Genomic DNA, 12618 nt, shown 5'->3' with positions numbered 1-12618 from the left:
ATAAAGTCGGTCTTCACCCCATTCGGAGCCCTGAACGCCATGACCACCCTGCACAGCACACCTCGCGCCGATGGCTTCTACATGCCCGCCGAATGGGCTCCACAGACTCAAACCTGGATGATCTGGCCTGAGCGCCCGGACAACTGGCGCCTGGGCGGTAAGCCCGCGCAGGCCGCGCACGTGGCTGTGGCCAAGGCCATCGCGCGCTTTGAGCCGGTGACGGTGGGTGTTTCGGCCAGGCAATACGAAAACGCGCGCGCACGGTTGGACGTGCCGAATATTCGCGTGGTGGAAATGTCCAGCGATGACGCTTGGGTGCGCGACACCGGCCCGACCTTCGTGATCAACAACAGCGGCGAAGTGCGCGGCGTGAACTGGGATTTCAATGCTTGGGGCGGTTTCGACGGTGGTCTGTACGCGCCGTGGAACCGTGACTCGCAGGTGGGCGGCAAGATTCTCGAGATCGAACGTGCGCCGCGCTACCGCACCGAAGGCTTCGTGCTGGAAGGTGGCTCGATCCATGTGGACGGCGAAGGCACGTTGATCACCACCGAAGAATGCCTGTTGAACCGCAATCGCAACCCGCACCTGGATCGCGCGGCCATCGAAGCGGTGCTCAGCGCCAATCTGGCTGTGGATAAGATCATCTGGTTGCCGGACGGTCTGTTCAATGACGAAACCGATGGCCATGTGGATAACTTCTGCTGCTATGTGCGCCCAGGCGAAGTGCTGCTGGCGTGGACCGACGACCCGCAAGACCCGAACTACGCGCGCTGCCACGCTGCCATGGATGTGCTGCAAAGCAGCACTGACGCCCAGGGGCGCGCATTCATAGTGCATAAAATGCCGATCCCGGGGCCGCTGTATGCCACTGAAGAAGAGTGCGCGGGCGTCGACTCGGTGGACGGTAGCCAGGAACGTAACCCGAGCGTGCGGTTGGCCGGTTCCTACGTGAACTTCCTGATCGTCAACGGCGGCATCATCGCGCCAAGCTTCGACGACCCGCTGGACAGTCAGGCCAAGCAGATTCTGCAGAACCTGTTCCCGCAGCACGAAGTGGTGATGGTGCCGGGGCGCGAACTGTTACTGGGTGGCGGCAATATCCATTGCCTGACCCAACAACAGCCGGCGCCGCACAAAAACTGAGTGCAGTTGTAACAGCGTCTGAGCAACAGCGCGGCAGTACCCGTTCATAGCGCTGATAGCAAGCCCGCGGCCCTGCACGGCCGCGGGCTTTTTTGTATCCGAATGCCTATAAATACGGGACATTGGCATAGCTCTTGTATCGGTGTGGTCACAGTGACTCGAGGCGATGACTGCGCAGTTCTGTCACAAACCTTGAGTAAGTTAGCCGCTCACGCAGTAGGAGAGAGCGCTGAAATGAATGCCGATATCAACCTGATCTACACGCGTCCGTTCCACCCCACGCGGGTCAACGGTGATGCGATCCATGCGTTGGCGCTCTGGTTGAAGGCAAACAGCTCGCGGCGGGTCAGGCACGCTGACTTGCGCCGTGTGATGAGTGAACGTTATCCGGCGGGGCTGTTCAGTGAGGATGAAGTGCGCGCGTTGTGTGAATTGTTGAAAAACTGAAGGGCACTGAGATCAATGGTGGCAGCGGGCTTGCCTGCGATGGCATCGCGGCCAAGCCCGCTCGTACATGAGGGTGTCAGGTTTTAGAAACTGTAGGTGCCCGTTACAACCAGGCTACGTGGCTCGCCCGGCTGGATCTGCGCCGCACTGGTGGCCGAAGCGTAATAGTGTTTGTCGGCAATATTGTTCAGCGCCGCGCGTAGGTCCCATTGCTTCTGGCGGAACCCGGCCAATGCGTCCCACCGCCCATAACCTGGCAGCGCCACAGTGTTGAGGTTGTCGGCGTAACGGTCACCCACCAGGGTCAGACCGGTTTCGGCATACCAGCCCATCTCGGGTTTCCAGGTGATAAACAGGCTGGCATTGCGCTTGGCCACATCGCTGATGCGCTTGCCTTCAAAGCCATTGTTGTCCTTCTCGACTTTGGCATCCTGCAGGCCGATGCCACCACGCACATACCAATTGCCGACGAGCTTGCCGGCGGCCGTCAGTTCCACACCGCGCGAGCGTTGCATGCCGGTGAGCAAGGTGATGGTACGGTCGAGCGGGTCGCTGGTGCGGCGGTTATAAAGCTCAAGCTCGTACACGGCGAGGGTGGTGCTCAGGCGGTCGTCGAGCCAATCGCTCTTCACGCCGATTTCCTTCTGTTTGGTCAGTTCGGGGCTCAGGTCGTTGACGCTGCCAGCGGCATTGGGCGTGATACCGATCAGGCCACCGCCCGCAGGGGAGAAGGTTTTGCTCCACGAGGCATAAAACGAGTGACGTTCCAGCGGCGTCCATACCAGGCCGACGCGCGGGCTGGCGCTTCGGCTATCGACAGCTTGGCGGGTGTTGAGCACCTTGCTGGTGGTGTCCACTTCGAAATGGTCATACCGCAGGCCAGCCAGCAGTTGCCATTGGTCGTTGAGGCGCAGTTGGTCCTGCACGTACACGGCGCGACTTTCGACTTCCGTGTGGTTGTAACTTGAAAGACTCATCGGCCCGTTGTGGCTCAGGTGGCGGTTGGGCTGGTTGAGATCCAGGCTCGGCACGGCTTGGCCGCCACGGTTGACGGCGGTGGCGGTATACAGCTTCGGGTCGCGGCGCTGGCTGCCCAGCTCCAGGCCGGTGAGCAGGCGGTGCTCCAGGCCGAAGGTGTCGAAAGCGCCTTCCAGCTCGAGGTTGTTGAAAACGTTGCGGGTGGTCAAATCCTGCTGCCAGCGCTGGCGCGTGACCCTGTTGGTTTTCGGGTCGTAGCCGGTCTGGTAGGTGTTGTCGAAATCGCTGTCGAGCTTGAACACGCCCAAGGTGTGGCGCAGTTGCCAGTTGGCGTTGAGTTCATAAGCGAGCCTGGAGCGCAGGGACTGAGACTTGTCGTCGATGTAATCGCGGCTATCAAAATAGGTGGCGCTACGGCTCACGTCTGCCGGGCGCCCGTTGACCCCGGGAATACCGCGGTCCGGCGTGCGGTTGTAGCGGCTGTATTCGTATTGCACCAGCCAATTGAGGTCGGGCGTCAGTTGCCAGCTCATCGACGGCGCAAACAGCTGGCGATTGCCACTGACGCCGTCGCGGAAACTGTTGTTGTCCTGGTTGCCCATGTTCAGGCGCAGGCTGATGTCGTCTGTGGGGTCGGTGCTGAGGTCGGCATACAGGCTGCGCAAATCATCGCTGCCGCCCTGGGCTTCGATGCTGGAGGTGTGACCCGCGGTGGGCAATTTGCTCACGCGGTTGACGATCCCGCCCTGACCGCCGCGCCCGTACAGCACGGCTGCCGGGCCTTTGAGCACCTCAATGCGTTCGATGTTATGCAGGTCGCGCACGTACTGGCTGTCGTCGCGAATGCCGTCCAGGTAGAAGTCGTTGCTTGCGTCGAAACCACGAATGCGCAGGCTGTCAAAGCGCGTGTCGGCGCCGCTGCTCACGTTGGGAATGCCGCTTAACGCCTGGCCCAGATCGTTGGTGCCGTAGGCGCGCAGGGTTTCGGTTTTTACCGAATCGATGGCCTGCGGCACATAACGCACAGACGTGGCAGTGCGGGTGGCGGTGTGGGTCTCTTTGACGCGTGGGTCGTCTTCGTCAACTTCGGTGCTGATCGAGGTTTCCGGCAAAATCGTGGCGGCGCAGGCAAAACCAGCAGACAGCAGAGCAGAAAGCCCAAGAGTGATGGGCGTCAGGCGAGAGACAGGCATGAAGGAATCTATCCAAAAAGTTCGGGAAGGAATGTGCGCGTTAATGGTAATGCTTTGCATTTGCGCGCGTTATGCATTCCCAAAAATGTAGGCTCTGGAAAGTGTTACTCGATGTGTTTTTTTTGCGGTTCTGAGTGATTTTCTGTCTTTCATGCAGGCGCTGTAGGCCGTTGCTTAGAATTATTTCGCCTAAATACAGACGATTCACGAAATTGACACATAGTTCAACGCGCGCATAGGATTGCGCCCAACGCCTGTGGCTAACCGCCATGACTTATCCAATAAAAAAAGGCCCGCGGCAGTTCAGTCGTCCGCGGGCTTTGTTTTTTCCGGAAAAAGTCGACACCAGAAAAGCGACACGGAGCCTGGTGTCACAGCGCGTACTCAACCAGTAATAAGGAATATAAGAAATGTTGAAGCAACGGATGGGTCTGATCGCTCTGGGGATTTTGAGCGCTACTCAGGCAATGGCAAACGACCAGGAGCAATCCAAGGGTTTTGTTGACGACAGCCACCTGAACATCGCAGCACGTAATGCCTACATCAGCCGTGACTACAAAAACGGCAAGCAAGACAAAGCCGAGTGGGGCCAGGGCTTCATCGGTAAGTTCGAATCCGGCTTCACCCAAGGCACCGTCGGTGTGGGTGTGGACGTGATCGGCCAATACGCCATTCGCCTGGATGGTGGCCGAGGCCGCGCTGGCGCGGGCGGTATCGACTTCTTTAAAGAAGGCGCAGCCACCACGCGCGCGGATGGCACCACTCGCAACGGCGCACCGGCCGACGATTTGGCCAAGGGCGGCGCAGCCGTCAAATTCCGGGTTTCCAACACTGTGCTGAAGTACGGTGATCAGTTCCCGGCAGTCCCTGTTCTGCAGTACGACAACTCCCGCCTGTTGTCGGAAACCTACACGGGTACCTCGATCGTTTCCAAAGAGATCGCCGGCCTGCAACTGGACGCTGGTCACTTCACCAAGGAAGCGCGCAAGAGCGCCGAAGGCACCGACAGCGGTCGCCTGAAAAGCATTGATTACATCGGTGGTAGCTACAAATTCACCGAAAGCCTGTCGGCCGCGCTGTACGCCTCCGACATGCAAGACGTGCTGAAGAAGCAATACGTCAACGTCAACTACGTACTGGCCCTGCCAGAGAAGCAATCGTTGACCTTCGACTTCAACGGCTACAAAACCAAGCTGGACAAGAGCTTCGCCCTGGAAAACCAAGGTGACGCCGACGCCCGCGACAACAAAATCTGGAGCCTGGGCGCGACCTGGGCGGTTGGCCCGCACAGCTTCACCGTTGCTCACCAGCGCAGCACCGGCGACACCGGTTATCTGTACGGCGGCTACCGCAACGCTGGCGGCATCGGCGATGGCGGCAACACCATCTTGCTGGCCAACTCCTACTGGTCCGACTTCAACGGTAAGGACGAGCGCTCCTGGCAAGCAGGCTACGGCCTGGACTTCAGCGCCTTCGGCGTGCCTGGCCTGACCTACAACATTGCTTACGTGCGCGGCACCAACATTGACGACGGTTCCAACCGCGGCAGTGGCACCGAGCGTGAAATCTTCAACCAGTTCAAATACGTCGTTCAAAGCGGCCCAGCCAAAGACCTGAGCCTGCGCGCTCGTGCGTCCTGGTTGCGCGTCTCCAGCAACGCCAGCAACTACAACGTAGGCGGTAACGAAATCCGTCTGTTCGCCGATTACCCGATCAACGTTTTCTAATTGATTCGGCGTCGCGCCTGATTTTAGGCGATCAAAAACCCCGACTGGTTCGGGGTTTTTTTATGCCTGCACTTCAGTCTTGGCGGCTGTGCAAAATTTTGCGGGCGAGTGAGGCATTCAGGTAGTTGAGCATCATCGCCAACCCTTCGTAGGGCTCGATTTTCTGGTTATCGATGCACAGTTGCGCCATCTGCAGCAGCACTTGGCGTTTCTTCTTGTTGACCCGCGCTCCAGGTACGCCGAACGCGGTTTTACGTCGCTCGGGTAATGGCGCTTCGGGCGTCAGTTCTACCGTGACCCACACGCCTTGGGCAAATTGCAGGCTGACATCGGCGATGTGTTCGATGGGCAAGGGGTGCGTCAGATTGGCGAACACAAAATGCTCCGGCGTCAGACGCAGCGCGGTTTGCGGTGCGCGCTTGAAGCGGCGGATGCCCATCCATAAAAAGATCAGCGCGATGCTGCCGATCGCCGCGCCGGCGCCCACGGCCGACAGCGGGGTGCCTTTCAATTTTTCCGGGGAAAGCCAGGGCCGACTCATGATGGCCAACCCCAGCAACACAAACGGCACTGCCAACACCGCCATCAGCGTGCCGCGCCACCGGCCGCCTTCATGCAGCGAGCATTCGCCTGTAGTGGACGTGACCATGCTTTCCAACAGCTCGGTTTGCTCAGTGTTTTCGGCCTCTGCCAGCGCGTTCAGATCGCGGGAAAGTTGTACTCGCACGCTAAGCGGAGCGCTGAAACACGCATCGATCTGCGCATTCGCAGCGTCTACATCCACCGCACGCGTGGCGCGGTGCACGGCGTCTTCCACGTGCACTTGTAAGGCTTGCAAGCGTTCGCCATTTGATGGGTGAGAGTCGGTCGGGTGCGGTTGGTGAATGTCCAGCGCTTCGGGCGGCAGCTGCAAGGGTGTGTCGCGCAATGCGGTCAGCACCGCGCCGGGCAAGTCATCCTCTGTGGCCGTGTCACAGAGCGTCAGCAAAGCCTGCTCGATGTGGGCATGCAGTACCGAGATTCGCAACAACGCCGAGGCCGCCGCCGCATTGCCCACCAATCGCGCGCCGGCAGCGTCCGCCAGTAACTCGCGTTCTCGGCTCCAGTGATTCACTGCGTGATCGAACCGCTGCATGAAAAACAGGCCGAACATGAACGAAGGGCGCATGAGCCAACCCTGGATCAGGTCGCTGGCCTGCATGGTTTCCAGCAGTGCCCGCAGGCTGCGGTCGACGCCGTCGTAGATCGGCAGAAAATGCAGGCTGTACTCGGTGTCCTCACCCACAAAGTGCGCCAGCTCGTGGCCGATCACCGCGCCGATTTCTTCGCGGTTCAGCAGGCCCAGGTGCAGCAACGGCACATGCAGGGTGCGCCCGCTCAATCGCGTTTCGGCGGGCATTACATTGGCTTCGCTGGAGGTCACGTAAAAGCCCTGGGCCAGGCTCACCACAATATGGTCCGGCGCCAATGCACCCAGTTGGCCGGCCAGTTCGCGTACGTGGCGCCATAACCCGGGTGCCTGCTGCGGTGTAATGACCTGCCCGAACATCTGCAACGGTTCGGGCTTGAACATCCCCAGCATGTTGCGCAGTTGTTTAAGCAGCGACCAGATTGAATACACACTGAAGGCGGCCAACACACCCAGTGTTGCCATCAACTTGACTTCGCCGCTGCCCAGGCGTCCCACATGCCACATCGCCAGGCCTTCATAAATCAGCACCAACGCCAACGTCGCGGCCATTGCCACCACATGGCTCACCAGCCCGTAGGGCAACAGCCGGCTGCCCAGGGAGAACACCTGCAGCAATTTCTCCCGCGACTGCTGCGCGCGTTGCCCTGCCCACTGGGTGCCGGCCAGCGCGGCCAGGCCGATGCACGCCGCGAGCAACCCCAGGCCGATCACCCACGGTGCCAGTTCGCGCAGGGCGCGGTTTACGCGATGAGCAGTCGGCAGCTCGGATTCAACGTTGTCCAGGCGTGAGAGCGCCAGTTGCACGCTGATTTTCTCTTTGCCCAGGTCGACCAGCGCCGCTGGATTTCGCGCCGCCAGCGCCTGCAACTGCTGTTTGGCAGCGTTCACCTTGGCGCTGTAAACGATGATGTCCGTGGTCGCGTCGGCGGCACGCTGGCGCTCCCAGCCACCGAGGGCGGCGAGCAATAGGGGAAAGATGACGAGCAGGCAGATCAGTTTCAGGGCGTTCATGGAAGTCCGTTCACAACGCAGAGGTGTCGGTTATACCGAAAAAAGCGTCAGGCGAGATACATGAAGGTATTACCTCATGCATCTGTTACACCGCGTCACTAATGAAGTACTCCAGCCCACCTTTATCCCTATCAGGCGCACGCCTAAATTAGCCCCACTTGCCCGCCCATCACCTCGACGGCCGGCTACTGGAGCCACTGCCATGCCCTTTGTCAGCCTGCGCATCACCCGCGATAGCGCCCCGGCCACCACATTCACACCCTATTGCCCAGCATGGCAGGGCGACTCCAACACCTTCACCGCCTTTACCATCACCAAGGCGTGACGACTGGGGAGGTTAATACGGGCGGATTTGTTGCAGTTATTGGTGAGACTCCCCTATCGAATGAGAGCTATCACGTTCGTTGACTTAACGACTGCGTGGCGCTTTTCGCGCCTGCCTCAAAATCGGGTTCTCAGGCTCGGTCGCTGAGTTCGCAGCCGAGCGTCAGCCGTGTCGAGACCGCCAGGCAACACTCCGCGAGGTTCATCACGGCATGAAACTGCTCTACGCCATTGTTGCAGCGCTTTCCTGGTGTCGGGACTTTCGATGCACATAGTTCAGTGCAGGCTTCTCGATAAACAGCCACGACAAGGTGGCCAGCACGATCACAACTGCCGCAGTTGCCAGCATTGAAGCGTAGAAGCTCAGTGCCGTCGTATTGATCATGAGTTGCTGCACGGGGAAGGCGTAGAGATACATCCCATACGAAATATCGAATCGAGATTTAATGATTCGATCTTTGCACAACGTCCCAAGTGACAGCACCAGAAGACTTACCCCGATACTTGCAAACACCATAACCAACGGCGTGTTCAGGGAGACCAGAATAAGTGCCGCCGACAGAATGCCGATCAATAGTTTCGCTTTTGCGCTGCTGAATGCAGCTCGATAGAAATACAGCGAAGACCCTACGAAGAATGCAATCCCGACGGTTGAGTACACCAGTAGCTTCGGCGCCATCGGGTGTGTTGACGTGCTGCATAAATAGGTGGTTATGCAAAAGGCAAGTGCGATGATCAGCGGCACGGCTGCCCTGCGCAATACCAGCAGCGCCAACGCGAGCAGCACGTAGCAGCCAAACTCAATTTTCAGCGACCACAAGCTTCCGTTGAACGAATCTTTAAATATGAAGGTGCTGGTAATGTCGCCTATGTCCGCGCGGCCAAACGCCGACACTTTCAAAAAGTCTGTCAACGACTCCAGGCTGAATGCATAGCCCCAACCGTTTTTGCTGAATGCAGGCCCGCAGAGGTACACCATCACAAATGCACAGGCGATCAAGGCAGGAAAAATTCGCGCGATTCGCTTCTCCATGTAGTGGTAGAAGCTGCGAGTATTTAGAAAGCTTTGAGTGATGAGGAAGCCGGATATGGCGAAGAATGCCAATACGGCAATCGCCCCTAACGAGTTGTAGCCCTGCAACATGGGTTCTTGCTGGCCGGAAAGTACGTAGTGGTGGCTTACAAGAACTGCCAGCGCCGCTAGGTGCCTGATCAGGTCGAATGAATTGTCGCGATTAATCACGCACCGCTCCGTTGGTAATTGAATGATGAAATGTGTGCATGACGGGCCGCTCAAGTGCAGCGTTCCTTGCCGTGGCGCATTCTCCATCAATCATTCGGTAGGGCAAAGTCGTTTTTCAGCCGGCCCAAAAGCTATTGATAGGGGGGAGGCCTCAGCCAAGGGCGAGGGCACGAATGAGCGCAGAGACGAACGACATCACAGTCGATGTGGCCAGCTGTGTGTAGCGAGGGCGCTGATGCTTACGCCAGAAACAACAAAGCCCTCACATTGCTGTGAGGGCTTCGTCTTATATGGTGCCGGCACCAGGAGTCGAACCCGGGACCTACTGATTACAAGTCAGTTGCTCTACCAACTGAGCTATACCGGCGTGTTAGGGCGACGATTATAGCGATTGGCAAGCATCTGTAAACCCCTGAATTCTGACTATTTTTGCAGAGGCGAAGGTTTTTTTGCGATCACTGCTTTTTCGTCGTCTGCGGGGCCTCAAATCAGCCTCAATTTCCGTCCCCGCAAGTGTCGGTAAATTTCATGTACTCCAACACCTGTGTCCGGTCTTTCGAATCCAGGTAGCTCATTCGTGCATTCACTACGCCGCAGCCTGAGCGGGCGTCTTCGGTGGTTGACAATGCGCGCTGGATGTCCGGCTTTTGACTTGCGTGGGCATGGGCGCCGAAGGTCAAGGCAAGCAGGCCTAAGGCGACGCAGTGTCTCCAGTTGTGCGGGGTCATGGTGCTGTCCTCTGGGGCGTCAATGGTGGGCTGAGGTCATTGAATGCCTTGCAGGTATCTGGGCTGTGTCTCGCAGCTTTGGTTTTGTCTCGTTATGTGTTGGCCTGAGGTTTATGTACTCGCTGATACGAAAGAGGCTTGAGAGCGTTTGACGTGAAATAAAAAATGATCAAAAAACACACAAATAATTTTTAGTTAGTTGATTTAAAAAGAAATATTTAGATATTGGCTTAAAGCCATAAAAATGGCGCCATGCCGCTCATCTGAAAAAAATTTGTTACAAACACCAAAATACTGACACCATCAGTGTGATATCACACAATGCGCGCCTTAATTGATCGGCGATTAGAACGGGAGGAGCAGTCAGTGGGGCGTGCAGATCACATTTCAAAACTTTACACCGCGCTGGCTGAACCCTCTTTGCGCGAGCCCTCGGTGGCCGAGCCTTTACAGCGTTTGCTGGATCATTTGAACCAAGGCACGGCCGCTTCTGTTCCCCCACCCCAAGTAGTAGAAAGCCCGGGCGGCGAGGTGTATTCGCACGCCTCGGCGCCCAAGGTGGTGGTTGTGGTTTCTGCTACCGGCGGCGTGGGGCGCAGCACGTTGGCCGCCGCGCTTGCCAGCGGTTTGCAGCGTCAGGGGCATCCAGCGCTGGCGCTGGACCTGGACCCGCAAGACGCGCTGCGTCATCACTTGTGCCCGGGGTTTGATCTGCCTGGCCTTGGGGCGACCAGCTTGCTCAATCAAACCTGGCAAGCCTTGCCCAAAAGAGGGTTTGCCGGGTGCCGGCTGGTCAGCTTTGGTGAAACCGACGCCGTGCAGCAACAAAGCCTGAATCGTTGGCTGGGGCAGGATCTCGAATTTCTCGGCAAGCGTTTGGCCGGCCTCGGGCTCAATTGCCAGGACACGGTGGTCATCGACGTCCCTGCGGGCAACACGGTGTATCTCGGCCAGGCAATGTCGGTGGCGGATGCGGTGCTGGTGGTGGTTCAGCCGGACGCGGCTTCGTTTCGCCGATTGGCCAAGATGGACGAAGTACTCGCGCCCTACCTTGCAAGTGAATCGCCGCCTCAACGGTTTTACGTGATCAATCAGGTGGACGGCGGTCACGCGTTCAGCCAGGACATGGCGGGCGTTTTCAAATTGCGCCTGGGTGATGCCGTGTTGGGCACGGTTCAACGCGATCCCTCGTTCAGCGAGGCGCAGGCTTACGGGCGAGACCCGCTCGACCCCGTGCTTGATAGCGCCGGATGCCAAGACGTGAATGCGCTGTGTCGGGCGTTGAGCGCGAGAATGCGCTAAAGGCGAACGGCCATTTATTTGACTATTTACCGTTTGTCTAAAAAACACCCAGTCAAAACATCAAAATAATGACACTTCGCCACACCTGTCACAGAATGCGTCACTAAGACGCCAATAATAAGACCTGCGGTAAGTGCCTGCTTGCCGAACTTCACGTCTTTACGATGCGTCGTGAGGAGTAGGCCATGAGCCTGAGTGAAGAGCTTTTGACGTTGTTCGGCAAAAACGTCACCCACGATGCCCAAGGCATCAATGCGCGCATGCACTTTTTCGGCAGCGTGCCTGCTGACCCATCCCCCCACGCACACGCTCACGCCGTTGATCTGGCAGCACTGCGCCCGAAAATCGTCGCGCTGGTGTCGATGAATGGGGGTGTCGGCCGAAGCACCTTGGCCACAGCCCTGAGCAGCGGCCTGCAGCGTCATGGCGAATCAGTAGTGGCGCTGGACCTGGACCCGCAGAACGCCTTGCACCATCACTTTGGCGTCAGTGCGGCGCTTCCCGGTATCGGCCGCACCAGCCTGGAGCATGGGCAGTGGAGCCCGTTGCAACAGCTCGGTTTCGCCGGTTGCCAAGTGCTTACCTTTGGCGATATCGATGTTCAGCAGCAGGAAAATCTCGAGCGCTGGCTCAAACACGAGCCGACCTGGCTGGCTCAACGTCTCCTATCGCTGGGCCTGAGCGAGCGGCAAACGGTGATCATCGATACGCCAGCTGGCAACAACGTCTACTTTCATCAAGCGCTGAACGTTGCCGACGTGGTGTTGGTGATTGTGCAGGCGGATGCCGCGTGCCTTGGCACGCTCGATCACTTGGATGTATTGCTTGCGCCGCACCTTGCCGGTGAACGCCCGCCTGCCGTGCATGTGGTGGTCAATCAGGTGGATGAGAGCAATGCTTTCAGCCTGGACATGGTTGAGGCCTTCAAACAGCACCTCGGCAAGGCTCCGCTGGAGGTTCACCGTGACATGGCGATCAACGAGGCGCTGGCGTTTGCTGCCGACCCGTTGGATAACGTTGCGAAACACCTGGCCAGCGACGATATCAACGAAATTTGCCAGCTGTTGAAGGCGCCCAAAAGAACGGCTTAAGCGTGGTTTATACGCGTTACGCCAGATGCTTATGCACAATCGGTTGGTCGTGCGTGTCACGAAACAGCCATTTTGCGGAGCCGTTCTCAACACGCTGCAACTGCCTGTTTTGCGTGCACTTTATAATGTGAACAAAAAATGACCAGCTTGGCTTTTGGCCTGTAGCGCTGATAGTTACAGCGCTCGTAAAGAATTCATCAACAGACTTATCCACAGGGCGCGTGTAGGAAATTTGC

At 58.1% G+C, this 12618-nt stretch carries 10 protein-coding genes and 1 tRNA gene; 6 read left to right on the top strand and 5 right to left on the bottom strand.

The features are described from left to right. The first annotated feature begins 39 nt into the window (after positions 1-39). Both aguA and ACM530_RS08395 read left to right on the top strand, forming a co-directional pair. Positions 40-1146: an agmatine deiminase gene (gene aguA / locus ACM530_RS08400; RefSeq protein ID WP_416364578.1), complete on the top strand. Its 1107-nt coding sequence runs from the start codon at positions 40-42 to the stop codon at positions 1144-1146. A gap of 234 nt (positions 1147-1380) precedes the next feature. Then, entirely contained in the window at positions 1381-1593 is a 213-nt protein-coding gene (locus ACM530_RS08395) for a hypothetical protein (protein WP_145159843.1), read from the top strand. A gap of 83 nt (positions 1594-1676) precedes the next feature. On the opposite strand, the gene ACM530_RS08390 is transcribed toward ACM530_RS08395, so the two are convergent. Next, positions 1677-3764 (bottom strand): TonB-dependent receptor, encoded by a 2088-nt coding sequence (locus ACM530_RS08390; protein WP_416364577.1) that lies wholly within the window; start codon positions 3762-3764, stop codon positions 1677-1679. A 410-nt stretch (positions 3765-4174) separates the two neighbouring features. Between ACM530_RS08390 and ACM530_RS08385 the strand changes: the two genes are divergently transcribed. Continuing rightward, complete coding sequence (locus ACM530_RS08385) at positions 4175-5491, top strand: OprD family porin (RefSeq protein ID WP_106577437.1); 1317 nt, start codon at positions 4175-4177, stop codon at positions 5489-5491. A gap of 73 nt (positions 5492-5564) precedes the next feature. On the opposite strand, the gene ACM530_RS08380 is transcribed toward ACM530_RS08385, so the two are convergent. Next, positions 5565-7694 (bottom strand): M48 family metallopeptidase, encoded by a 2130-nt coding sequence (locus ACM530_RS08380; RefSeq protein ID WP_416364576.1) that lies wholly within the window; start codon positions 7692-7694, stop codon positions 5565-5567. A gap of 202 nt (positions 7695-7896) precedes the next feature. Between ACM530_RS08380 and ACM530_RS08375 the strand changes: the two genes are divergently transcribed. Continuing rightward, a complete protein-coding gene (locus ACM530_RS08375) occupies positions 7897-8019 on the top strand; it encodes a hypothetical protein (protein ID WP_416364575.1) in 123 nt (40 codons plus the stop codon). 222 nt (positions 8020-8241) lie between these two features. On the opposite strand, the gene ACM530_RS08370 is transcribed toward ACM530_RS08375, so the two are convergent. From ACM530_RS08370 to ACM530_RS08360, 3 genes are all read right to left on the bottom strand, one after another. Beyond that, positions 8242-9261 (bottom strand): acyltransferase family protein, encoded by a 1020-nt coding sequence (locus ACM530_RS08370; RefSeq protein WP_416364574.1) that lies wholly within the window; start codon positions 9259-9261, stop codon positions 8242-8244. Between the two features lie 291 nt (positions 9262-9552). Then, positions 9553-9628 (bottom strand) — tRNA-Thr (locus ACM530_RS08365). 127 nt (positions 9629-9755) lie between these two features. Next, positions 9756-9989: a DUF2790 domain-containing protein gene (locus ACM530_RS08360; RefSeq protein WP_416364573.1), complete on the bottom strand. Its 234-nt coding sequence runs from the start codon at positions 9987-9989 to the stop codon at positions 9756-9758. A gap of 435 nt (positions 9990-10424) precedes the next feature. Here ACM530_RS08360 and bcsQ (ACM530_RS08355) point away from each other — a divergent pair, with 435 nt between their 5' ends. Both bcsQ (ACM530_RS08355) and bcsQ (ACM530_RS08350) read left to right on the top strand, forming a co-directional pair. Next, on the top strand, positions 10425-11291 hold the full coding sequence (bcsQ, locus tag ACM530_RS08355; protein WP_416364572.1) for a cellulose biosynthesis protein BcsQ: 867 nt from the start codon (positions 10425-10427) through the stop codon (positions 11289-11291). Between the two features lie 185 nt (positions 11292-11476). Continuing rightward, complete coding sequence (bcsQ, locus tag ACM530_RS08350; RefSeq protein WP_242198717.1) at positions 11477-12382, top strand: cellulose biosynthesis protein BcsQ; 906 nt, start codon at positions 11477-11479, stop codon at positions 12380-12382. Positions 12383-12618 lie beyond the last annotated feature (236 nt).

The organism is Pseudomonas sp. NFX183 (genome assembly GCF_047943075.1).
GTDB lineage: Bacteria > Pseudomonadota > Gammaproteobacteria > Pseudomonadales > Pseudomonadaceae > Aquipseudomonas.
The sequence above is the reverse complement of the archived record's forward strand: the minus strand, read 5'-3'. Positions and strand labels throughout refer to the sequence as shown.